This window comes from Janibacter sp. LM (assembly GCF_039631275.1).
Lineage (GTDB): Bacteria > Actinomycetota > Actinomycetes > Actinomycetales > Dermatophilaceae > Janibacter > Janibacter terrae.
The window spans coordinates 26,563-48,540 of sequence record NZ_JBDIVG010000010.1; the positions used below are offsets into that span (position 1 = coordinate 26,563).

Annotated in this window: 26 protein-coding genes; 17 read left to right on the forward strand and 9 right to left on the reverse strand. The window is 70.7% G+C overall.

Translation table 11 applies throughout. The features are described 5' to 3' along the window. Window positions 1-26: 26 nt before the first annotated feature. The 8 genes from infA to truA all read left to right on the forward strand — a co-directional run bounded on the left by infA (window position 27) and on the right by truA (window position 5,004). Complete coding sequence (infA, locus tag ABC138_RS06355; RefSeq protein WP_007928045.1) at window positions 27-248, forward strand: translation initiation factor IF-1; 222 nt, start codon at window positions 27-29, stop codon at window positions 246-248. Window positions 249-353: 105 nt separating this feature from the next. Beyond that, the gene (gene rpmJ / locus ABC138_RS06360; protein ID WP_006592630.1) at window positions 354-467 is read left to right on the forward strand and encodes a 50S ribosomal protein L36; all 114 of its coding nucleotides are present in this window, start codon (window positions 354-356) and stop codon (window positions 465-467) included. A 224-nt stretch (window positions 468-691) separates the two neighbouring features. Then, window positions 692-1,063 carry a 30S ribosomal protein S13 gene (gene rpsM / locus ABC138_RS06365; protein WP_068325988.1) on the forward strand — a complete coding sequence of 124 codons (372 nt, stop codon included), beginning with the start codon at window positions 692-694 and terminating at the stop codon, window positions 1,061-1,063. A gap of 74 nt (window positions 1,064-1,137) precedes the next feature. Next, complete coding sequence (gene rpsK / locus ABC138_RS06370; RefSeq protein ID WP_068325987.1) at window positions 1,138-1,536, forward strand: 30S ribosomal protein S11; 399 nt, start codon at window positions 1,138-1,140, stop codon at window positions 1,534-1,536. A gap of 29 nt (window positions 1,537-1,565) precedes the next feature. Next, entirely contained in the window at window positions 1,566-2,174 is a 609-nt protein-coding gene (rpsD, locus tag ABC138_RS06375) for a 30S ribosomal protein S4 (protein WP_068325985.1), read from the forward strand. 116 nt (window positions 2,175-2,290) lie between these two features. After that, entirely contained in the window at window positions 2,291-3,322 is a 1,032-nt protein-coding gene (locus tag ABC138_RS06380; RefSeq protein WP_345913064.1) for a DNA-directed RNA polymerase subunit alpha, read from the forward strand. Window positions 3,323-3,380: 58 nt separating this feature from the next. Continuing rightward, complete coding sequence (gene rplQ, locus ABC138_RS06385) at window positions 3,381-4,082, forward strand: 50S ribosomal protein L17 (protein WP_068325981.1); 702 nt, start codon at window positions 3,381-3,383, stop codon at window positions 4,080-4,082. Window positions 4,083-4,173: 91 nt separating this feature from the next. Further along, the gene (gene truA, locus ABC138_RS06390) at window positions 4,174-5,004 is read left to right on the forward strand and encodes a tRNA pseudouridine(38-40) synthase TruA (RefSeq protein ID WP_068329047.1); all 831 of its coding nucleotides are present in this window, start codon (window positions 4,174-4,176) and stop codon (window positions 5,002-5,004) included. A gap of 39 nt (window positions 5,005-5,043) precedes the next feature. On the opposite strand, the gene ABC138_RS06395 is transcribed toward truA, so the two are convergent. Next, window positions 5,044-5,610, reverse strand: a complete 567-nt coding sequence (locus ABC138_RS06395) for a helix-turn-helix domain-containing protein (protein WP_345913065.1) — start codon at window positions 5,608-5,610, stop codon at window positions 5,044-5,046. A 231-nt stretch (window positions 5,611-5,841) separates the two neighbouring features. Here ABC138_RS06395 and rplM point away from each other — a divergent pair, with 231 nt between their 5' ends. Together rplM and rpsI are read left to right on the forward strand one after the other, a co-directional pair. Then, window positions 5,842-6,285 carry a 50S ribosomal protein L13 gene (rplM, locus tag ABC138_RS06400; protein WP_068329044.1) on the forward strand — a complete coding sequence of 148 codons (444 nt, stop codon included), beginning with the start codon at window positions 5,842-5,844 and terminating at the stop codon, window positions 6,283-6,285. A gap of 30 nt (window positions 6,286-6,315) precedes the next feature. Next, window positions 6,316-6,831 carry a 30S ribosomal protein S9 gene (gene rpsI, locus ABC138_RS06405; protein ID WP_068325975.1) on the forward strand — a complete coding sequence of 172 codons (516 nt, stop codon included), beginning with the start codon at window positions 6,316-6,318 and terminating at the stop codon, window positions 6,829-6,831. Window positions 6,832-6,936: 105 nt separating this feature from the next. On the opposite strand, the gene ABC138_RS06410 is transcribed toward rpsI, so the two are convergent. Continuing rightward, window positions 6,937-8,073 carry a glutamate--cysteine ligase gene (locus tag ABC138_RS06410; RefSeq protein WP_068325970.1) on the reverse strand — a complete coding sequence of 379 codons (1,137 nt, stop codon included), beginning with the start codon at window positions 8,071-8,073 and terminating at the stop codon, window positions 6,937-6,939. A 118-nt stretch (window positions 8,074-8,191) separates the two neighbouring features. Between ABC138_RS06410 and glmM the strand changes: the two genes are divergently transcribed. Further along, window positions 8,192-9,541 carry a phosphoglucosamine mutase gene (gene glmM / locus ABC138_RS06415; RefSeq protein WP_068425479.1) on the forward strand — a complete coding sequence of 450 codons (1,350 nt, stop codon included), beginning with the start codon at window positions 8,192-8,194 and terminating at the stop codon, window positions 9,539-9,541. 69 nt (window positions 9,542-9,610) lie between these two features. Here the strand turns inward: glmM and ABC138_RS06420 are convergent, their stop codons facing one another. Beyond that, a complete protein-coding gene (locus tag ABC138_RS06420) occupies window positions 9,611-10,126 on the reverse strand; it encodes a carbonic anhydrase (protein WP_068325965.1) in 516 nt (171 codons plus the stop codon). 195 nt (window positions 10,127-10,321) lie between these two features. On the opposite strand from ABC138_RS06420, the gene ABC138_RS06425 reads away from it, so the two are divergent. Genes ABC138_RS06425 through ABC138_RS06440 form a run of 4 tightly spaced genes read left to right on the forward strand, consistent with a single transcriptional unit; the run spans window position 10,322 to window position 14,719 of the window. After that, window positions 10,322-11,629 (forward strand): extracellular solute-binding protein, encoded by a 1,308-nt coding sequence (locus tag ABC138_RS06425; RefSeq protein ID WP_170307625.1) that lies wholly within the window; start codon window positions 10,322-10,324, stop codon window positions 11,627-11,629. After that, on the forward strand, window positions 11,626-12,576 hold the full coding sequence (locus ABC138_RS06430) for a sugar ABC transporter permease (protein WP_068425471.1): 951 nt from the start codon (window positions 11,626-11,628) through the stop codon (window positions 12,574-12,576). The genes ABC138_RS06425 and ABC138_RS06430 overlap by 4 nt, the downstream gene beginning before the upstream one ends. A 1-nt stretch (window position 12,577) precedes the next feature. Beyond that, entirely contained in the window at window positions 12,578-13,435 is an 858-nt protein-coding gene (locus ABC138_RS06435; RefSeq protein ID WP_068325960.1) for a carbohydrate ABC transporter permease, read from the forward strand. Window positions 13,436-13,465: 30 nt separating this feature from the next. Beyond that, window positions 13,466-14,719 carry an ATP-binding cassette domain-containing protein gene (locus ABC138_RS06440; RefSeq protein WP_068325959.1) on the forward strand — a complete coding sequence of 418 codons (1,254 nt, stop codon included), beginning with the start codon at window positions 13,466-13,468 and terminating at the stop codon, window positions 14,717-14,719. Window positions 14,720-14,746: 27 nt separating this feature from the next. Here ABC138_RS06440 and ABC138_RS06445 read toward each other — a convergent pair whose 3' ends face one another. From ABC138_RS06445 to glpX, 3 genes are read right to left on the reverse strand one after another with little or no spacing between them, the layout of a single operon-like run. Further along, window positions 14,747-15,400, reverse strand: a complete 654-nt coding sequence (locus ABC138_RS06445) for a methyltransferase (RefSeq protein ID WP_345913066.1) — start codon at window positions 15,398-15,400, stop codon at window positions 14,747-14,749. Then, on the reverse strand, window positions 15,397-16,347 hold the full coding sequence (locus ABC138_RS06450; protein ID WP_068425459.1) for a PfkB family carbohydrate kinase: 951 nt from the start codon (window positions 16,345-16,347) through the stop codon (window positions 15,397-15,399). The genes ABC138_RS06445 and ABC138_RS06450 overlap by 4 nt, the downstream gene beginning before the upstream one ends. A gap of 2 nt (window positions 16,348-16,349) precedes the next feature. Beyond that, window positions 16,350-17,366 (reverse strand): class II fructose-bisphosphatase, encoded by a 1,017-nt coding sequence (gene glpX / locus ABC138_RS06455; RefSeq protein WP_068325941.1) that lies wholly within the window; start codon window positions 17,364-17,366, stop codon window positions 16,350-16,352. Window positions 17,367-17,445: 79 nt separating this feature from the next. Here glpX and ABC138_RS06460 point away from each other — a divergent pair, with 79 nt between their 5' ends. Further along, on the forward strand, window positions 17,446-18,120 hold the full coding sequence (locus ABC138_RS06460) for a DUF4245 domain-containing protein (protein WP_345913067.1): 675 nt from the start codon (window positions 17,446-17,448) through the stop codon (window positions 18,118-18,120). 68 nt (window positions 18,121-18,188) lie between these two features. On the opposite strand, the gene ABC138_RS06465 is transcribed toward ABC138_RS06460, so the two are convergent. Both ABC138_RS06465 and xseA read right to left on the reverse strand, forming a co-directional pair. After that, entirely contained in the window at window positions 18,189-18,455 is a 267-nt protein-coding gene (locus ABC138_RS06465; protein WP_345913068.1) for an exodeoxyribonuclease VII small subunit, read from the reverse strand. Window positions 18,456-18,629: 174 nt separating this feature from the next. Then, on the reverse strand, window positions 18,630-19,862 hold the full coding sequence (gene xseA, locus ABC138_RS06470) for an exodeoxyribonuclease VII large subunit (protein ID WP_345913070.1): 1,233 nt from the start codon (window positions 19,860-19,862) through the stop codon (window positions 18,630-18,632). 91 nt (window positions 19,863-19,953) lie between these two features. On the opposite strand from xseA, the gene ABC138_RS06475 reads away from it, so the two are divergent. Then, window positions 19,954-21,006 (forward strand): 4-hydroxy-3-methylbut-2-enyl diphosphate reductase, encoded by a 1,053-nt coding sequence (locus tag ABC138_RS06475; RefSeq protein ID WP_068325936.1) that lies wholly within the window; start codon window positions 19,954-19,956, stop codon window positions 21,004-21,006. 200 nt (window positions 21,007-21,206) lie between these two features. On the opposite strand, the gene ABC138_RS06480 is transcribed toward ABC138_RS06475, so the two are convergent. Continuing rightward, the gene (locus ABC138_RS06480) at window positions 21,207-21,947 is read right to left on the reverse strand and encodes an IclR family transcriptional regulator (protein ID WP_068325931.1); all 741 of its coding nucleotides are present in this window, start codon (window positions 21,945-21,947) and stop codon (window positions 21,207-21,209) included. Window positions 21,948-21,978: the final 31 nt, after the last annotated feature.

A 21,978-nucleotide genomic window follows, 5' to 3' on the forward strand; every position in this document is an offset into this window, starting at 1 on the left:
ATCGGCCACCAACGGATTGAGAGGGTATGGCCAAGAAGGACGGTGTCATCGAGGTCGAGGGCACGATCGTCGAAGCTCTCCCGAACGCAATGTTCCGGGTCGAGCTCACGAACGGTCACAAGGTTCTCGCCCACATCTCGGGCAAGATGCGGCAGCACTACATCCGGATCCTCCCCGAGGACAAGGTTGTCGTGGAGCTCAGCCCGTACGACCTGACCCGCGGCCGGATCGTCTTCCGTTACCGCTGATCGAGGCGGTCGTCGGCCTGCCGACGACCGACGAGTGAAGCACCACGAGCACGACCCGTCACCACATCCTGGGGCGGGACAGATCGAGAAAGATGCGAGACGGCAATGAAGGTTCAGCCGAGCGTCAAGAAGATCTGCGACAAGTGCAAGGTGATCCGCCGCAACGGTCGGGTCATGGTGATCTGCGAGAACCTGCGCCACAAGCAGCGCCAGGGCTGATCGCGTCCACCAGGACCCCCGTACGGCGGGGACCACGGCTTGTCGCCGGATCCTCGAGCAACGCCCAGTGAAGAAGCACGCACCACCCGGCCCCTTCCCCTTCGCGGGGCAGGACGTCACCCCCGGCTCGGAGGCTGGGGACCGATGGCCCGCTGACAGCAGCGGGAGACACCGTCGGACCGGTGGTGTACCAGACCTCCGAGAGAAGCAAAGGAAGCCAGCACATGGCACGACTTGTTGGAGTCGACCTCCCGCGTGAGAAGCGCGCCGAGGTCGCCCTGACCTACATCTTCGGTGTGGGACGCACGACCGCGCAGAAGGCCCTCGCCGCCACCGGCGTCGACCCGAGCATCCGGGTCAAGGACCTGGACGACGAGCAGCTCGTCGCCCTCCGTGACTACCTCGAGGCGAACGTCCAGCTCGAGGGTGACCTCCGCCGCGAGGTCGCTGCCGACATCCGCCGCAAGGTCGAGATCGGCACCTACGAGGGTCTGCGGCACCGCCGCGGTCTCCCCGTCCGCGGTCAGCGCACCAAGACCAACGCCCGGACCCGCAAGGGCCCGAAGCGCACCGTCGCGGGCAAGAAGAAGGCCTAAGACACCCCGCGTCGCCGCCCTGGGCCAGCCCACGGAGCGGTGACGACCCCACCGAAGAACCTCGTAGGAGAAACATGCCCCCCAAGACCCGCTCCGGCGCCAAGGTGCGCCGCAAGGTCAAGAAGAACGTGGCCGTGGGCCAGGCCCACATCAAGAGCACGTTCAACAACACGATCATCTCGATCACCGACCCCACCGGCGCCGTGATCTCCTGGGCCTCCGCTGGCCAGGTCGGCTTCAAGGGTTCGCGCAAGTCCACCCCGTACGCCGCCCAGATGGCCGCCGAGGCTGCCGCGCGCCGCGCCATGGAGCACGGCATGAAGAAGGTCGACGTCTTCGTCAAGGGCCCGGGGTCCGGTCGCGAGACCGCCATCCGCTCCCTGACCGCCGCCGGCCTCGAGGTCGGCGCGATCTCGGACGTCACGCCCAGCCCGCACAACGGTGTCCGCCCGCCCAAGCGCCGTCGCGTCTGAGCAGCAGAGATACGGGAGACAGATAAGACATGGCTCGTTACACCGGCCCCATCACCAAGAAGTCCCGCCGCCTCAAGCTCGACCTCGTCGGCGGCGACAAGAACTTCGAGCTCCGTCCCTTCCCGCCCGGCCAGCACGGCCGTCGGCGGATCCAGGAGAAGGAGTACCTCACCCAGCTGCAGGAGAAGCAGAAGGCCCGCTTCACCTACGGCGTCATGGAGAAGCAGTTCGTCCGGTACTACAAGGAGGCGGCCAACCGCCCCGGCCAGACCGGTCACAACCTGCTGATCATCCTCGAGTCACGCCTCGACAACGTGATCTACCGCGCGGGCCTGGCCCGCACGCGTCGTCAGGCCCGTCAGCTCGTCACGCACGGCCACTTCGAGGTCAACGGCGTGCGCACCGACGTGCCCAGCCAGCGGGTCGAGCAGTACGACATCATCACCGTCCGCAAGCAGTCGGTCGAGGCCTTCCCGATCCAGCTCGCTCGCGAGACCTTCGGTGAGCGTCCGATCCCGGCGTGGCTGCACGTCATCCCCGGCAGCCTCAAGGTGCTCGTGCACCAGCTGCCGACGCGCGAGCAGATCGACACCCCGCTCACCGAGCAGCTCATCGTCGAGCTCTACTCGAAGAACTGATCCAGCTGCACTGAGGGTGGCTCCCGCGGACCGATGCGGGAGCCACCGTCCGGCTCACGACCGGACACCTTCACGAGGCGTCATATAGCGGTCGCCCGTGGGAAGGAAGAATCACCGTGCTCATCGCACAGCGCCCCAACCTCAGCGAAGAGGTCATCGCCGACAACCGCTCGCGGTTCGTCATCGAGCCCCTCGAGCCCGGCTTCGGGTACACCATCGGCAACTCGCTGCGTCGCACCCTGCTCTCGAGCATCCCGGGTGCCTCGCTCACCTCGATCCGCATCGACGGGGTCCTCCACGAGTTCTCCACGATCCCCGGGGTCAAGGAGGACGTCACCGAGATCATCCTCAACATCAAGTCCCTCGTCGTCTCCAGCGAGAACGACGAGCCGGTCGTGATGTACCTGCGCAAGTCGGGTGCCGGTGCGGTCACCGCCGCCGACATCAACCCGCCCGCGGGTGTCGAGGTGCACAACCCCGACCTGCACATCGCCACGCTCAACGACAAGGGCTCCATCGAGATGGAGCTGACGGTCGAGCGCGGTCGCGGCTACGTCTCGGCGCAGCAGAACAAGTCCGGCGACCAGGAGATCGGCCGCATCCCGGTCGACTCCATCTACTCGCCGGTCCTCGCGGTGACCTACAAGGTCGAGGCGACCCGTGTCGAGCAGCGCACCGACTTCGACCGCCTCGTCGTCGACGTCGAGACCAAGAACTCGATCGCCCCCCGGGACGCGCTGGCCTCCGCCGGCAAGACCCTGGTCGAGCTCTTCGGCCTGGCCCGCGAGCTCAACGTCGAGGCCGAGGGCATCGACATGGGCCCGTCGCCGACCGACGCCGCGATCGCGGCCGACCTGGCGCTGCCGGTCGAGGACCTCGACCTCACCGTCCGCTCGTACAACTGCCTCAAGCGCGAGGGCATCCACACCGTGGGTGAGCTCGTCGGGCGCAGCGAGGCCGACCTGCTCGACATCCGCAACTTCGGTGCGAAGTCGATCGACGAGGTCAAGGCCAAGCTGCACGAGATGGACCTGGCCCTGAAGGACAGCCCGCCCGGGTTCGACCCGACGTCCATCCCCGGCTACGGCGAGGACGACGACGAGTCGGTGGACGAGGATGCCTCGTTCGCCGAGGACGAGCAGCTCTGACCCACCGCCCTGTTGACCACCGCTGACGCGCGGTAGGTCAGAAACCAAGGAGAACCACATGCCCACCCCCACCAAGGGTCCCCGTATCGGTGGCGGCCCGGCTCACGAGCGGCTGATCCTCGCGAACCTCGCCACCGCGCTCTTCGAGCACGACCAGATCACGACGACGCAGGCCAAGGCCAAGCGTCTGCGTCCCCTGGCCGAGCGCCTCATCACCTTCGCCAAGCGTGGTGACCTCCACGCCCGCCGCAAGGTCATGACGGTCGTCAAGGACAAGAGCGTCGTCCACCGTCTCTTCGTCGAGATCGCGCCCGACGTGGCCGACCGCCCGGGTGGCTACACCCGGATCACGAAGATCGCCGCCCGCAAGGGTGACAACGCCCCCATGTGCGTCATCGAGCTCGTCCGCGAGCCCGTCGACGCCAAGCCCCGGCGAGCGGTCGTCGCCGAGGCGGAGGCCGCCACGCAGCGCTCCGCCCGCGACGAGGCGGCCGAGACCGAGGCCGAGACCGCTGCCCCCGCCGCGCTCGTGGACCTGCCCGAGGGTGCCGTTGCGCCGCTCGAGGACGGTGCCGCGCCGAGCGACGAGTACACGGTCAAGGGCAACCTCGACTCGATGAAGTACCACGTCGCGGGCTCGCAGTGGTACGACCAGACCACCGCCGAGGTCTGGTTCAAGAACGCCGACGAGGCCAAGGCGGCCGGCTTCGAGCCGGCCGGCGGCGAGGCCAAGCAGCAGGAGTCCGACGAGGAGGCCTGAGCCGCCTGAGTCCTCGGACACCCCGGCGAAGGGGGCCGCACCCGTGATGGGTGCGGCCCCCTTCGTCGTCGGCTCGCCTACGCTGGCCCGCATGCGGCTGCGCCTCGACCTCGCCTACGACGGGACCGACTTCCACGGGTGGGCGGCGCAGCCCGGGCTGCGGACCGTCGAGGCCGAGCTGTCGGCGGCGATCACGACGGTGCTGCGTCTGGCCGAGCCGGCGCGGCTGACCGTCGCCGGGCGCACCGACGCCGGCGTCCACGCGGCCGGGCAGGTCGTGCACGTCGACATCGAGCCGGATGAGCTGGAGCGCGCGGTCGGGCACTCGGGCCGTCGCCCCGAGGAAGCCCTGGCGACCCGCCTGCGCGGCGTCCTGCCGCCCGACGCCGTCGTGCACCGCGTACGGGTCGCGCCCGAGGGCTTCGACGCGCGCTTCTCGGCCGTGAGCCGGCGCTACCGTTACCTCGTGTGCGACGACCCGGCGCGGGTGGACCCCCTTCGTCGGCGCGAGGTCGTCAGCCTGCGCACGCCGCTCGACGTGGACGCCATGAACTCCGCCACCCGGCAGCTGCTCGGGCTGCGCAACTTCGCGGCCTTCTGCAAGAAGCGCGAGGGGGCGAGCACCACCCGCACGCTGCTGCGCTACGACTGGACCCGCCGCGAGGACGGGCTGCTCGAGGCGAGCGTGCTCGCCGACGCCTTCTGCCACTCGATGGTGCGCGCGCTCATCGGCGCGCTCGTGCCGGTGGGGACGGGGGCGCGCGGGACGGACTTCCCCGCCGAGGTCCTCACCACGGGTGTGCGCGACCCGCGCGTGAAGGTGATGCCGGCGCACGGGCTCTGCCTCGTCGAGGTCGGGTACCCGGCCGACGACGCGCTGGCGGCCCGGGCGCTCGAGGCCCGGGCCCGACGCGAGGAGTGACCTGGTCGCGCTCGGCGGACCCGGGTGGCAGCGGCCACCCTACGGGCGCCGGGGGAGCGGGGTGAGCGCCACGGTGGCCGTGACCCGTCGCGCTCCGGGTGTGCCCGCGCCGCGCCGTCGGTAGCGGTCGAGGACGGCGCCGAGCTCGGCGCGCAGTGCGGCGAGCTGGGTCTCGTCGACGAGCACCTCGCGGTCCTCGATGCCGCACTCCTCCTGCCACACAAGCGGCCACGAGACCTGGGAGTCGATCCACGCGTGCTGTCGCTGGGCGTGGTGGTCGACGAGGTCGTGGGCGAGCCAGAGCGCGTCGGCGAGCTCCTCCGCGTCGTCGATCGTGCTCACGGCGACCGCCTCGAGGTCCTCCTCCTCGCCGCTCTCGGCGGCGGCCCACACCCGCGAGCGCCCGTCACCCAGCCCGGTGTCCTCGAGCAGCCCGGCCTGGGCGAGCACGCGGGCGTGGTAACTCGTGGCGCCGGTGTTGGTGCCGAGGGCGCGGGCCAGCTCCGCGGCCGTCGCGCCGCCGTGCAGCCGCAGGTGGGCGAGGATCCGGGAGCGCAGCGGGTGCGCCAGCAGGCGCCAGGGAGCGGCGGACGGGGTCTCGGTCACCGCCCAAGAATTGCACAAGTATTGTGCAGTTGTCCGGCGCAGATCCTGCACGCAGCGGTCGAAGGGGGCGAAAAGCCCTGTCCTGCAAGGGTTGTGACCCGTCCGCACGGATTTCGGCAGGCCGCTCGGCCCCCGTAGAATTGATCGAAGCGGCGCCCCGTCCCTGCGAGGACGAGGGGCGCCTCCCCTTCGCTCAACCACGAGGGGGACGGACGAGCAGAAGGCATGAACATGCGCACGTACACCCCCAAGGGCGGTGAGATCACCCGTCAGTGGCACGTCATCGACGCCACGGACGTCGTGCTCGGCCGCCTCGCGAGCCAGGCCGCCATCCTGCTGCGCGGCAAGCACAAGACGACCTTCGCCCCCCACGTGGACACCGGCGACTTCGTCATCATCATCAACGCCGACAAGATCGCGCTCACCGGCGCCAAGGCCGAGCAGAAGCGCGCCTACCGCCACTCCGGTCACCCGGGCGGCCTGTCGTCGATGAACTACACCGAGATGCTCGAGAAGCACCCGACCCGCGCCGTGGAGAAGGCCGTCCGCGGCATGCTCCCGCGCAACAGCCTCGGCCGCCAGCAGCTGGACAAGCTCAAGGTCTACGCGGGTGCCGAGCACCCGCACGCCGCCCAGCAGCCCACCCCCTACACGATCTCGCAGGTCGCGCAGTAAGCGCGCCCGATCAGGAACTGAGGATTACCCGTGGCTGAGACCACCGAAAACACCGAGGTGCTCGAGGGCGACGAGCCCGAGCTGAGCTCCTACACCTCCGAGTCCGAGGGCCCCGTCGCCGGCGGCTCCGACGAGCCCGTGCGCCGTCCCTCGGCCTCCGCTCCCGGCGCGGCCACCGGTCGCCGCAAGCAGGCCATCGCCCGCGTCCGGATCGTCCCGGGCACCGGCGAGTGGAAGGTCAACGGGCGCACGCTCGAGGAGTACTTCCCGAACAAGGTCCACCAGCAGATCGTCAACGAGCCGCTCGTCGCGCTCGAGCTCGACGGCGCCTACGACGTGCTCGTGCGCGTCCACGGCGGTGGCCCCTCCGGCCAGGCCGGTGCCGTGCGGCTCGGCGTCGCGCGCTCGCTCAACGGGGTCGACCCCGAGCTCAACCGCGCCACGCTGAAGAAGGCCGGCTACCTCACCCGTGACGCCCGCGTCCCGGAGCGCAAGAAGGCCGGTCTCAAGAAGGCCCGCAAGGCCCCGCAGTACAGCAAGCGCTGATCCACCGATCACCCGCTGGTCGAGGAGCGTGCGCAGCACGCACCTGGAGACCACGAAGGGCGCCACTCACCTCACGGTGGGTGGCGCCCTTCGCCGTGCGCGGGCCTAGGCGGGCAGCGGCCGCCCGGCCCGCATCTCGGCCGCGAGCGAGCGCGCCACCTCGACGAGGTCACCGTCGTGCGCCTGGGCCACGGCGAGCTGGCGCTGGTAGCTGGCGCCGCTGCGGATGATGTCCTCGACCCCGGCGAGCTCGGCCTCGCAGCCGAGGCGGCGGGCGATGGGGGAGAGGCGCTCGAGCAGGTCGTGCAGCTCGTCGGTGACGAGGCGCTCGCGGTTGCGCGAGTCGAGGATGATGATCGCGTCCATGCCGTAGCGGGCGGCGCGCCACTTGTTCTCCTGGACGTGCCACGGCGGCAGGACCGGGATCGTGCCGCCGTCGGTCAGCCGGTCGTCGAGGTGGACCATCAGGCACTGGGTGAGGGCCGTGATGGCGGCGATCTCGTGGATCGTCGGGACACCGTCGCAGACCCGCACCTCGAGGGTGCCGAGGCGCGGTGAGGGCCGCAGGTCCCACCGGATCTCCTTGATCTCGTCGATGACGCCGGTGACGAGCAGGTCGTCGACGTAGCGCTCGTACTCGGCCCAGGTGTCGAACTGGAAGGGCAGGCCGGCCGTCGGCAGCTGCTGGAACATCTGGGCCCGGTTGCTCGCGTAGTCGGTCGGGACCCCGCCCCACCACGGCGACGACGCGGAGAGCGCCTGCAGGTGCGGGGCGTAGGTGAGCATGCCGCCGAGGAGGGGCAGCACCTTGTCGCGGTGGGTCACGCCGACGTGCGTGTGCACCCCGTAGATGAGCATCTGCCGGCCCCACCACCGGGTGCGGTCGATGAGAGTCGCGTAGCGCGCGCCCTCGCTGACCTGCTGGGACTCCCACCGAGCGAAGGGGTGCGTGCCCGCGCAGAGCATCTCCAGACCCAGGTCGTCGGTGAGCGAGCGCAGCCGGGTGAGGCTCGCGGAGAGGTCGGCGACCACCTCGGGCACGGTCCGGCACTTGTCCGTGACGATCTCGACGGTGTTGGTCAGCAGCTCGCGGTGCAGCTTGGGCGCGAGGCCGTCCTCGGCGGCGAGCGGCTCGACGACGCTGTCCGCCAGCGGGACGAGGTCGAAGGTCTCGCCGTCGACGAGCGCGATCTCCCACTCGACCCCGAGGGTGGGGCCGTCGGACGGCGTGAATTCGATCATCGTGCTCTCTCTCGACACCCTGGACCTGCGGTCCTCCAGCGTAACCAGCGGGTATCGTCGATCAGGCCCGCTGCCCCTGCGACATGCGGCGGTCCCCCCACGAGAGGTAGTTCCATCCATGTCCCGACTCTTCGGTACCGACGGTGTGCGCGGCCTGGCCAACGGCGAGGTCATCACGGCCGACCTCGCCCTGCGACTGGCCCAGGCGGCGGCACTCGTGCTGCGCGACCCCGAGGGCACGGAGGGGCGGCGACCCCTCGCCGTCGTGGGTCGGGACCCACGGGCCTCGGGTGAGTTCCTCTCCGCGGCGGTCATCGCGGGCCTCGCGAGCAGCGGCGTCGACGTCCTCGACGCGGGCGTGGTCCCCACCCCGACCGTCGCCTACCTGACGGCCGACACGCGCGCCGACTTCGGCGTCATGCTCTCCGCCTCGCACAACGCCATGCCGGACAACGGGATCAAGTTCTTCGCCCTCGGTGGGCACAAGCTGCCCGACGCCGTGGAGGACGCCATCGAGGCCGCGATGGGCGAGGAGCCGGAGCGTCCGACCGGTGTCGACGTGGGCCGCGTGACCCGCATGGAGGACGGGGGCACCCGCTACGTGCGCCACCTGCTCCAGGCCGTGCCGCAGCGCCTCGACGGGTTGACGATCGTCCTCGACACCGCCCACGGCGCCGCGAGCGAGGTCTCGCCGGAGGTCTTCCGCCTCGCCGGGGCCACCGTGCACGTCATCGGCGCCCACCCCGACGGGCTCAACATCAACGACGGGGTCGGCTCCACCCACCTGGAGCCGCTGCAGGAGGCGGTGCTGCGCCACGGCGCCGACCTGGGCATCGCCCACGACGGCGACGCCGACCGCTGCCTCGCGGTCGACGCCGCGGGCCAGCCGATCGACGGCGACCAGATCATGGCGATCCTCGCGATCGACCTCAAAGAGCGCGGGCAGCTCGTCGACGACACCCTCGTCGCGACGGTCATGAGCAACCTCGGGCTCATCCGGGCCATGGAGCGGGCCGGCATCACCGTCGTCCAGGCAGGCGTCGGCGACCGCTACGTCCTCGAGGAGATGCGCAGGGGCGGCTACTCGCTCGGTGGCGAGCAGTCCGGCCACGTCATCATGCTCGAGCACGCCACGACCGGCGACGGCGTCCTCACCGGCCTCATGCTCGCCGCCCGGGTCGCCGCCACCGGGCGGCCGATGTCCGAGCTCGCCGCTGCGATGACCCGCATGCCCCAGGTCCTCATCAACGTCAAGGGCGTCGACAAGCACCGCGTCGACGGGGACGAAGGGGTGCGCGCCGCCGTCGTGGAGGAGGAGACCTCGCTCGCCGAAGAGGGTCGCGTCCTGCTGCGCAAGTCCGGCACCGAGCCGGTCGTGCGGGTCATGGTCGAGGCCGCGACCCACGAGCGGGCCCTCGCCACCGCCGAACGGCTCTCCGGCGTCGTCAGGGAGCGCCTGGCGCTCTGACGCCGCTCAGACGATGCTGCCCGTGGTGACAGGGGACGTGCGACCCCTGTCACCACGGGCGGGTCCGACTCAGAAGTGCTGGGCGAGCAGGCCGGTGTCGACGTCGTAGACGAAGCCGCCGACCTTGGCGCGCCCGGCGATGAGCGGGTGCGTGCGCACGGCGGCGACATCCTGACGCAGGGCGTCGAGCTGGTCGTGGACGACGTGGAAGCCCTGCCACGAGGCGTCCTGGCCGGCGGAGGCGCCGACCTTGGCCCGGAACTCGTCCTCCGTGGCGCTGCCCATGGCGCACCGGGTGTGCGGGATGACGAGGATGCGCTCGACCTTGAGCAGGTGCACGCCGAGGACGAGGGCCTCGAGCGCGGCAGAGGTGACGCGACCGCCGGGGTTGCGGAAGATCTTGGCGTCGCCCGGGGCGAGGCCGAGCATGCCGAGCGGGTCGATCCGGCTGTCCATGCAGGTGACGATCGCGACGCCCGCGTGGGCGATCCCGTCGAAGCCGCTCAGCGCGAAGCTCTCGGAGAAGGTCTGGTTGGCCGCCATCAGGTCGGCGAAGTCCTCAGGGGCGGACGGGGTTGCGGGCATCGGGTTCCTTTCGACGTGGTCCTTGCACACTAGACCCGGCGCCGGACCCCACTTGACCCCTGTCATCACAAACACGTCGCGACCCGAGATCGTGGCCGCGGGAACGTGGTGCGGACCACGTCCGGGGTGTAGACAAGGGCGCAGGGAGGCGACGTCGTGTGTCCTTGTCGCGCCCGGGACGAGAGGAGTGACGTGGTGACACGACGACGGCGTCGGATCGCCTTCATGGCGGCCGCGGCCACCGCCGCCAGCCTCGGGCTGGCCGCGTGCGGCGACGACAGCAGTGGCGGGGGTACCGCCCATCTCACCTGGTACATCAATCCCGATGGTGGTGGTTCCGACCCCGCCGGTGGCGGCCAGGCCCAACTGGCCAAGGAGTGCTCGGACGCCTCCGACGGCGCCTACACGATCGGCGTCCAGCTCCTGCCCAACAGCGCGAGCGACCAGCGCCAGCAGCTCCTGCGGCGCCTCGCCTCGCAGGACAAGGGCGTCGACCTCATGTCGATCGACCCGGTCTTCGTCGCCGAGTTCGCCGAGGCCGGCTTCCTCGCGCCGGTGCCGCAGGACAAGAAGGAGGAGTTCACCGGCGACGCGGTGGACCCCTCCGTCACCAACGCGACGTGGAAGGACGAGCTGTACGCCGCTCCCTTCTGGGCCAACACCCAGCTCCTCTGGTACCGCAAGTCGGTCGCCAAGAAGGCCGGACTCGACATGACCAAGCCGGTCACCTGGGACCAGGTGATCAAGGCTGCCAAGGAGACCGACAGCGAGATCGGTGTGCAGGCCTCGCGCTACGAGGGCTACATGGTGTGGATCAACGCGCTCGTCGAGGGCGGCGGTGACCACATCGTTGAGAACCCCGGCGCCGACGGCGGCCAGCTGAAGTTCGGCCTCGAGTCCGAGGGGGGCAAGAAGGCCGCGGAGATCATCCGCTCCGTCTCCTCCGAGGGCGTCGGTGGACCGGCCCTCAGCTCGACCAACGAGACGACGACGCTGGACATGTTCCAGAACGAGCAGGCCGGTTTCATGGTCAACTGGCCCTACGTCTACGCCGCGCTCTCGGGCGCGAAGGTCGACTGGATGAAGGACCTCGCCTGGGCGCGCTACCCGCAGACGGTCGAGGGCACCGAGTCCAAGCCCCCGCTCGGCGGCATCGAGATGGCCGTCGCCTCCTCCTCGGAGAAGCAGGAGCAGGCGTGGGACGCCGTCGAGTGCCTGACCTCCGAGGAGAGCCAGAAGAAGTACATGGTCGGCACCGGCAACCCGGCCGCCCGCAAGGCGGTCTACGACGACCCGGAGGTGAAGAAGGCCTTCCCCATGGCGGCCCTGATCCGCCAGTCCCTCGACTCCAGCGGACCGCGTCCGCTGACGCAGTACTACGGCGATGTCTCCAGCGGGATCCAGCGTGAGTACAGCCCACCGGGGTCGGTCGACCCGGGGAGCACGCCGCAGCAGACGACCACCTTGCTCCAGGACGTGCTGAAGGGAGATGCGTTGCTGTGAGTACCGTGACCGACCCGTCGCCGGAGGTGACGAGGACGAGGAGGGCCAAGCCCCGACTGTCCGACCGCTCCCGGGCCGAGGAGCGACTGGGCTGGAAGCTCGCCATGCCGGCCTTCGTCGTCATGCTGCTCGTCACGGCCTACCCGATCCTGCAGGCCGTGTGGAACAGCTTCTTCGCCTACCGGCTCACCGACCCCGCGAACCGCGAGTTCGTCGGGCTCAACAACTACATCGTCTCCTTCAGCGACTCCGTCTTCTGGAGCGCGATGTGGGCGACGGTACTCATCACCGTCATCACCGTCGTCGTCGAGCTGATCCTCGGCTTCATCATCGCCCTGGTGATGCACCGGATCGTGCTCCCGCGGCGCACCTTGCGGACCATCGTGCTCATCCCGTACTCGATCATCACGGTGGTCTCCGGCTTCACCTGGCTCTTCATGTACCGCACCGACACGGGCTTCGTGAACAGGTGGACGAGCTGGGTCCCGGGCGTCAGCGAGAACTACGACTGGTTCGGCAGCTTCTGGCCCTCGATCTTCGTCATCTGCCTCTCGGAGATCTGGAAGACCACGCCGTTCATGTCGCTGCTGCTCCTGGCCGGCCTCGCCCAGGTCGACACCTCGATGGAGGAGGCGGCCAAGGTCGACGGCGCCTCGTGGCTGCAGGTGCTGGTCAAGGTGATCCTGCCGAACATGAAGCCGGCGATCATGGTGGCGGTGCTCTTCCGCACCCTCGACGCCTTCCGCATCTTCGACAACATCTTCATCATGACCGGAGGCGCCAACGGGACGAACTCCCTCTCCGGCCTGATCTACCGGCAGACGATCGACCGGACGGAGATCGGCCTCGGGTCGGCGCTGTCGGTGATCCTCTTCCTCTGCGTGCTCGCCATCGCGGCGCTCTTCGTCCGCGGCTTCAAGGTCGACCTGACCCAGGGGAGGAACTGACATGGCCAAGGAGCCGATCAAGGGGTCGGGACTGTGGACCGCCCTCGCCGTGCCGATCATGATCTGGACCGCGCTGCCGCTGCTGTGGATGCTCTCGCTCTCGCTCAAGAGTGCCGACACCCTCGCGGACCCGGAGTCGAGCTATCTCGGCAACTTCTGGCCGAAGGACCCGACGCTCGACAACTACCGGCTGATCTTCACCGGGGGAGCGAGCGACCTCTTCATGCCGGCGTTGCGCAACTCGCTCATCGTCTGCCTGCTCGCGACCCTCATCTCGGTCGTGCTCGCGATGTTCTGCGCGTACGCGATCTCGCGGCTGGAGTTCAAGGGCAAGAAGATGATCCTCACGACCGCGCTCGCGGTCAGCTTCTTCCCCGTCGTCGCGATGGTCACGCCCCTGTTCGACGTGTGGCGGCGGGTCGGGCTCTTCGACACGATCCCGGGCCTGATCATCCCCTACCTCGCACTCACCCTGCCGCTGTCGATCTGGACGATGTCGGCCTTCTTCACGCAGATCCCGTGGGAGATGGAGCAGGCCGCCCAGGTCGACGGCGCGAGCAGCTGGCAGGCCTTCCGCAAGGTGATCATCCCGCTCGCCGCACCCGGCGTCTTCACCACGGCGATCATCACCTTCTTCACCGCGTGGAACGACTTCGTCTTCGCGATCTCGCTGACCTCCGACCAGGCCCGCACGGTCCCCGCCGCGCTGGCCTTCTTCACCGGGGCCAGCCAGTTCGAGCAGCCGACGGGCGCCATCATGGCGGCCTCCGTCGTCGTCACCATCCCCGTCGTCATCCTCGTGCTGATCTTCCAGCGCCGGATCGTCGCCGGCCTGACCTCGGGCGCCGTCAAGGGCTGACCCCCGCCTTCAAGAACTGGAGAGAATCCCATGGCTGAGATCACCCTCAACAACCTCGTCAAGAAGTACGGCGACGGCTTCCCGGCGGTCAACGACGTGAGCCTGGACATCAAGGACGGCGAGTTCATGATCTTCGTCGGCCCGTCCGGGTGCGGGAAGTCGACGCTGCTGCGCATGGTCGTCGGGCTCGAGGACATCACGAGCGGCGACCTGCTCATCGACGGCGAGCGGGTCAACGACAAGTCCCCGAAGGACCGCAACCTGTCGATGGTCTTCCAGAACTACGCGCTCTACCCGCACCTGAGCGTGTTCGAGAACATCGCCTTCCCCCTTCGTCTGGCGAAGGGGGCGCACAGCGAGGAGGAGGTCCGGCAGAAGGTCACCGCCGCGAGCGCCATGCTCGAGCTCGACGAGCACCTCGAGCGCAAGCCGGCCAACCTCTCCGGCGGCCAGCGGCAACGAGTCGCGATGGGGCGGGCGATCGTGCGTGACGCGGACGGCTTCCTCTTCGACGAGCCGCTGTCCAACCTCGACGCCAAGCTGCGCGGGCAGATGCGCACCGAGATCGCACGCATGCAGCGGCGTCTCGGTGTCACGACGATCTACGTCACCCACGACCAGACCGAGGCCCTGACCCTCGGTGACCGGGTCGCAGTGCTCAAGAAGGGCGTCCTGCAGCAGTGCGCTAGCCCTCGCGAGCTCTACGACCAGCCGGTCAACCTCTTCGTCGCGGGCTTCATCGGCACCCCGCCGATGAACTTCCTGCCCGCGGAGATCGAGGGCGACGAGCTCGTCCTGCCCTTCTGCCGGGTGCCGTTGCCGGCGGCCGTGCGCGAGCGGGCCGGCGGCACGGGCCTGCTCATCGTCGGCATCCGACCCGAGCACATCAAGGACTCCGACCTGGGCGACGTCCCGAGCCAGGGCGTGCACTTCGATGCGCCCGTCGACCAGACGGAGTGGCTGGGCAACGAGCAGTACGCCTACGTGCCCTTCTCGGTCGAGGGTGACGTCAAGGCCAAGCTCGACGAGCTGGACAAGGAGCTCGACGGCGAGGGCATGCGCACCCAGATGGTCATCAACCTCGACCCGCGCTCGCGGGTGCGTGAGGGCGACGACGGGCACTTCGTCTTCGACCCGGCCCTCATGCACGTCTTCGACCCGGAGTCGGGGGACTGCCTCACCCGCGACGAGGAGCGGGCAGCGGACCTCGCCCGGCAGTCGGAGGAGGACCGCACCCGCGCGCTCGAGCGGGCCAAGGCACGCGAGGCGCAGCCCACCGCCTGACGGGACACCCGACCGCCCCCGGCCGCATCAGCGGTCGGGGGCGTCGCCGTCCCGGGTGTACTCGGCGACCCACAGCGGGCCGGGGACCTCGTCGAGGGAGACCAGGCGCAGTCCCTGGCCGAGGGCGAGCATCGCGTCGCGGGTCTGCGCGAAGGGCGGTCCGTCCTGCGGGGACTCGCTCCCGTCGTGCCGGTACTGGATCGCGAGGAGCCGCCCGCCGGGCGCGAGGAGGCTGCGCACACCAGTGGCCAGGGTCGGACGCACGCGGGCCTCAACGGCCTGGAGGGTGAAGATCTCGACGACGAGGTCGAAGGCCCCGGCCCACTCCCGCGGCAGGTCGGTGAGGTCGGCGACGTGCAGGTCGAGCGCGGGGTGCCGGCGCCGCGCCTCGGCGATGGCCGAGGGGGACAGGTCGAACCCGGTGGTCGTCCAGCCCTGAGCAGCCAGGAAGGCGACGTCGGCCGCGAGCCCGCAGCCCACGACGACGGCGCGCCCGTCGAGGGTCGGTCCGCGCGTGGCCGCCCGACGAGCCAGCTCGGGGTGGGGGGCGGTGCGTGACCACGGCATGCCGATCGCGCCGGAGCTCGCCTCGGCGTAGAGCCGTTCGAACCACGCCGTGGGCTCGCCCGCGGCGATCGCCTCGTCGCTGAGCTCCCCGGCCCGGCGTCCCCAGTCGCTCACCGGGCGAGGTCGGCGCGGGTGGGCGGCTGTGCTCCCGGGCGCTGCACGGTGAGCGCCGACGCGTCGATGCCGCGCTGCACCGCGGGCACCACGACGGAACCGCGCGCCTTGCGCAGGCGCCTGCGCGCGTCCGCGCCACCGAGCAGGCCGGCGTCGAGGAGCCCGGAGACCAGCCCGGCCATGAAGGAGTCCCCGGCACCCACGGTGTCGGCGACCACCACCTGACGACCCGGCAGGTCCACGCGGCGACCCGAAGGGAGGATGACCATGGCCCCCTTCGCCCCCAGGGTGGCGACGGCGAGGGTGGGTCCGAGCGCCCGCCAGGCGCGGAGCCGGTCGGCGACGGCGTCGCCGTCGAGCGGGCCGCCGGCGAGCCACTCGAGGTCCTCGTCGCTCACCTTGACGACATCGCTCACGGCGACGCGGCGCTCGATCTCCGCGAGCGCGACCTCGCGATCGGGCAGGAGCGCGGGGCGCACGTTGGGGTCGTAGGAGACGGTGGTGGTGCGTGCCGCGCCCGACATGGCAGCGAGCACGTCGACGCCGCCGCGACCGAGCAGCGCGCCGATCGAGCCGGTGTGCAGGTGCCCGGTGACCTGTGGCAGCTGCGGCATCCGCCAGGTGAGGTCGAAGTCGTAGGTGGCGGCGCCGGTGATGTCGATCGTCGCGGTCGCGACCGAGGTCTCCTCGGCGCTGTCGCTGCCGGGCAGGAGGTGGACGTCGGCATCGGCGAGGTGGGCACCGATCGTCGCGCCGCGGGCGTCCCGGCCGAAGCACGTCGCCAGGCTGACCCGGTGGTCCAACCGGGCCAGCCCCACCGCGACGTTGAGCGGACTGCCTCCGACGTGCTCGTCCCGACTCCCGTCCGCGCCGACGACGACGTCGACGAGCGACTCGCCGACGACGAGGGTGGGGGCCGGGGCGGGAGTGCGGCGGAGGCTGGGCACGGCTAGGAGGTGAGCGCGGGGGAGAGCCGCTGCACCTTGGTCAGGTTGTGGTGGGCCTCGACGAGGCGGGTCGTCCCGGACTTGCTGCGCATGACGAGGGAGTGGGTCGTCGCGCCGCCGGCGCGGTAGCGCACCCCACGGAGCAGCTCGCCGTCGGTGATGCCGGTGGCGACGAAGTAGCAGTTGTCGGTCTGCACGAGGTCGTCGGTCGTGAGGACCCGGTCGAGGTCGTGGCCCTCGTCGATCGCGTGCTGCTGCTCCTCGTCGTCGCGGGGCCACAACTTGCCCTGGATGACGCCGCCGAGGCACTTGATCGCGCAGGCGGTGATGATCCCCTCGGGGGTGCCGCCGACACCGAGGAGCAGGTCGATGCCGGTGTCGGGGCGCGCGGCCATGATCGCGCCGGCGACGTCACCGTCGGAGATGAAGCGGATACGCGCCCCGGCAGCCCGGACCTGCTCGGCCAGCTCGGCGTGACGGGGACGGTCGAGCATGACGACCGTGACGTCCTCGGGCTGGGTGCGCTTGGCCTTGGCGATGCGACGGATGTTCTCCGCGACGGGCAGGCGGATGTCGACGGTGTCGGCGGCGTCGGGACCGGTGACGAGCTTGTCCATGTAGAACACGGCGCTCGGGTCGTACATGGTCCCGCGGTCGGCGACGGCCATGACGGAGACCGCGTTGGTCATCCCCTTCGCGGTGAGGGTCGTGCCGTCGATCGGGTCGACCGCGACGTCACAGGCGGGGCCGGTGCCGTCGCCGACCTTCTCGCCGTTGTAGAGCATCGGGGCCTCGTCCTTCTCGCCTTCGCCGATGATCACGGTGCCGTCCATCTGGATGCTCGAGATCATCTCGCGCATGGCGTCGACGGCGGCGCCGTCGGCGGTGTTCTTGTCACCACGACCGACCCACCGCCCGCCGGCGAGGGCGGCGGCCTCGGTGACGCGCACGAGCTCCATCGCGAGGTTGCGGTCGGGGTGCATCACCGCGGCGCTCTGGGTGGGCTTGGACTCGCTCATCGTTCTCCTCGGGTGGCGTGGTGCTCGTCGCCTCCGAGCCTATCTGCCGCTCCCATGCGCGCGTGCGACCATGTCATCCATGAGTTCGACCCCCGGCGAGCCCGCCGAGACCGCCCCCGCCGACGCGCCGCAGCGCGATCTGACCCCGACCGAGCTGGCCGCGCAGCAGGGGGTGCCCGCGCGTGGCGCCAGCCACTACGCCAAGGGCACGACCGCCAACATGGTGCGCTCGATGGCCGTCATCGTCGCGATCACCCTGGCCCTGTTCTTCATGACCGGCCGGGCCAACAACCGCACGCCCGAGTCCGTCGACGTCGCCGGTACCGCGCAGTACCGCGCGCAGCAGGCCGGGCAGCCCTTCGCCCACGCGAAGGGCCTGCCGGACGGCTGGGTCGCCACGAACGTGCGCTACGTCCGCTCCAAGGACGGGGTCATGGTCTGGAACGCGGGTTACACCACGCCCGACGGCGAGTACGTGTCGGTGCAGCAGGCCCTCGACCCCGGCAAGGCCTGGGTCGACACCCAGACCAACAACGGCGCCCGCGTCGGTGTGCTCGAGACCAAGGACGGGACCAGCTGGGTCAAGCGGGACCGTGAGGGCAAGATCCAGCGCAGCCTCGTCCACGTCCCCGAGGACAAGGGCGAGCTGACCACGCTCGTGACCGGGACCGGGAGCTGGGAGCAGCTCGAGCTCTTCGCCGATCACCTGGAGCCCGCGAAGGTCACCAACCCCACACCCTCCGCGAGCAGCTGAGGACCTGCATTCCCCTAGGGCAATGCGGACCTGAACCTGCATTCCCCTAGGGCAATGCAGGCGAGCGGTCAGTCGTCGGTCGGTGCGGGCGTGGTGGCCGACGAAGGGGGAGCGGCCGCGTCCGGCGACAGGCTCGCCTCGGCCTTGTCGAGCCACGCCTCGCAGTGCGCGGCCAGCGCCTCGCCGCGCTGCCACAGCCGCATCGACTCCTCGAGGCCGGCCTGACCCCCTTCGAGCCGGGCGACGAGCTCGACCAGCTCCTGCCGCGCCTCCTCGTAGCTGAGGTCGGCGACGTCGGTCTGCTCCTGCTCGGTCTGCTGCGGATCGATGGCCATGGACACCACCCTATGCGTGGCATCCGACGTCGGTCCCGGCTCGTGACCCGCGGGTACGACGACATGCTGGCGGGATCTGCGGTGGCCGAATCCCGAGATCTCGGGGTTCGTGCGCGCTTCTGCTCCTGTAGTGCACGTCGTACCCGCAAGTAACTTTCCGGCGACGAAGGGCGGTCAGGATCCGGTGACCCGCACGGCGAAGTCGCCGTCCGCCACCGTCACGCGCAGCAGCTCGTCGACGGCGAGGGGCTCGCGTGAGGTGATGACCTCCCCTTCGGGCCGTTGGACGATCGCGTACCCGCGCTCGAGGGTGGACGCGGGGGAGAGCACCCGGGCCTGGGCGCGCAGGTGGACGATGCGGTCGCGCTCGCGGTGCAGGCGCGCCTCGACCCGGCCGTGGGCGCGCCGCCGCAGCGACTCGACGACCTCGCGCTGGCCGCGGACGAAGGCCGTCCGGTCGGTGAGCACCGGCCGGCTCGTGAGGTGCACCAGGCCGCGGCGCTCCCGCTCGACCAGGCCGGCCAGGGCCGCCCGGGCGCGACCCCGGGCGTCGAGGACCCCGGCGCGCTCGGCGGCGGCGTCGGGGCACACGAGCTTGGCGGCATCGGTCGGGGTGGAGGCACGCACGTCGGCGACGAGGTCGAGCAGCGGGCTGTCGACATCGTGCCCGATCGCGCTCACGACGGGGGTGCGCGCCTCGGCGACGGCCCGCACCATCGTCTCGTTGCTGAAGGGCAGCAGGTCCTCGACCGACCCGCCGCCGCGGGTGACGATGATGACGTCGACGTCGTCCATGGCGTCGAGCTCGGCGATCGCCGCCACGACCTCGGTCACCGCGGTGGGTCCCTGCACCGCGACCTGCTTGACGGCGAAGGGGAGGCCCGGCCAGCGGCGACGGGCGTTCTCCACGACGTCGCGCTCGGCGGCGCTCGCGCGCCCGCAGACGAGCCCGACGCGGCGGGGCAGGAAGGGGAGGGACCGCTTGCGGGAGGCGTCGAAGAGCCCCTCCGAGCGCAGGTGCTGCTTGAGGTACTCGATGCGGGCGAGCAGCTCACCGACGCCGACCGGACGGATCTGGCGCACGTCCATCGACAGGGAGCCGCGCTGGGTCCAGTAGCTCGGCTTGGCCTGGACGACGACGCGTGCCCCCTCGCCGAGCGGCGTGGGCATGGCATCCAGGGCCGTCGTGCGGACCATGCACGACAGGGACATGTCGACGTCGGGGTCACGCAGGGTCAGCCACGCGGTGCGCGCGCCGGGCCGGCGGGTCAGCTGGACGACCTGCCCCTCGACCCAGGTGACCGACATGCGATCGACGTACTCGGCGATCTTCATGCTGAGCAGGCGCACCGGCCAGGGTTGATCGGCCGTGGTGTCGGCGGCCTTGTCCGGCAGGGGTGCGCTCACGGGGCCAGCGTACGAGGCCCCCGACGACGGCGCTCGGTCCCGGGGCCCTACGGTCAGGGCCCGCTCAGGGCCCTCACCTACGATGGGGCCCATGACCACCAGTGCGACCCAGCCCATCGCCGGCGCGGCCCCGCAGGACGCCAAGCGCGTCCTGCTCGCGGCCCCCCGTGGGTACTGCGCCGGCGTCGACCGCGCCGTCGTCACCGTCGAGAAGGCCCTCGAGCTCTACGGGCCGCCGGTATTCGTCCGCAAGGAGATCGTCCACAACAAGCACGTCGTCACCACGCTGGAGAAGCGCGGCGCGATCTTCGTCGAGGAGACCGACGAGGTCCCCGAGGGCGCGACCGTCGTCTTCTCCGCGCACGGTGTCGCCCCGGTCGTCCACGAGGAGGCCAAGGCGCTCAGCCTCAAGACGATCGACGCGACCTGCCCGCTCGTGACCAAGGTCCACCGCGAGGCCGTGCGCTTCGCCGACGACGACTTCGACATCCTCCTCATCGGTCACGAGGGCCACGAGGAGGTCGTCGGCACCTCCGGGGAGGCGCCCGAGCACATCACGCTCGTCGAGGGCCCCGACGACGTCGCCAACGTCGAGGTCCGCGACCCCGACAAGGTCGTCTGGCTCTCCCAGACCACCCTGTCCGTCGACGAGACGATGGAGACCGTGCGGAGGCTGCGGGAGAAGTTCCCCCAGCTGCAGGACCCGCCGAGCGACGACATCTGCTACGCGACGCAGAACCGCCAGCTCGCCGTGAAGCAGATGGCCAAGGACTGCGACCTGATGATCGTCGTCGGCTCGCGCAACTCCTCCAACTCGGTGCGTCTCGTCGAGGTCGCGATCGAGCACGGCTCGCGCGACGGGCACCTCGTCGACTACGCCGAGGAGATCGACGAGGCCTGGCTCGAGGGGGTGCGCACCGTCGGCGTCACCTCCGGTGCGTCCGTCCCCGAGATCCTCGTGCGCGGGGTCCTCGACTTCCTCGCGGCGCGTGGTTACGGCGAGCCGCAGCCGATCGTCGCCGCCGAGGAGTCGCTCCTCTTCGCCCTGCCCAAGGAGCTGCGTCGCGACCTCAAGGCCGCGGGCATGAGCGACCAGATGAAGCACGACGCCGGCGCGCTCGGCGACGCCGGCCAGCTGCACTGACGCGGCACCCACGGCGAGCGGCGACCCGTCCACGACGCGGTAGTCCCCGCACTGGCCAGGGCCCCGTCGATCAGCTCCGGCGAGGGCTGCACGTCCGGCGCGGTGCTTGGCCCGGGGCGCCCACGACGATGCGCATGACCGGCCAGCCCTTCTTCGACGACGTCCCGTCGCACTCTGGCACAGGGGGGCGCAGCGTGGGGTCAGAGGCGGGCGCTGATCCGGCCGGCCGTCTCCCGGGCGCTCGCGGCGAGGCCGGCGGCACCCCCTTCGTCCACCTCGTCGCTGCGGTAGGTGAGCGCCACCGCGGCGACCGGGTGGCCGTCGCGGTCGAGGACCGCCGCGGCGACGGACGAGAGCCCGGGGGAGACGGAGCCGACCTCCACCGCGAAGCCCCGTGCCCGCACGTCGACGAGCTCGCGTCGCAACGCCGACGGGGTCAAGGGGCCCTCGCTCACCATGACCGTGGCCGACGGGTACAGCGCGGTCACCTGGCGCCGCGGCAGCGCCGCGAGCATCGCCAGACCGCTGGCGGTCACCGTCGCGGGCAGGCGCACGCCCACGTCCGTGACGAGCGAAGGGCGTCCCGCCGCACGTTCCTCGATGACGTAGAGGACGTCGCGCCCCGAGAGCACCGCGAGGTGGGCGTTGTGCGTCGTGGAGTCGACGAGGCGCTCGACGAGCGGGCGGGCGAGGCGCTGGAGCGGGTCCTGGCGCTGGTAGCCGGCGCCGAGCTCGTGGACGGCAGCACCGATGCCGTAGGTGCGCTCCTCCTCGTAGTGGACGACGTAGCCGTGCTCCACGAGCACGCTGAGCAGGTGGTAGGTGCTGCTGCGCGGCAGGCCGAGGGCCCGGGCGAGGTGGGCCGCCGGGATCGGCTCGGCGCGACTGGCCAGGTGGGTCAGGGCACGCAGGGCATGGCCTGCGGCGGAGGCATTGGGCATGAGGCTCCTGTCTCGTATCCGAGACACTATC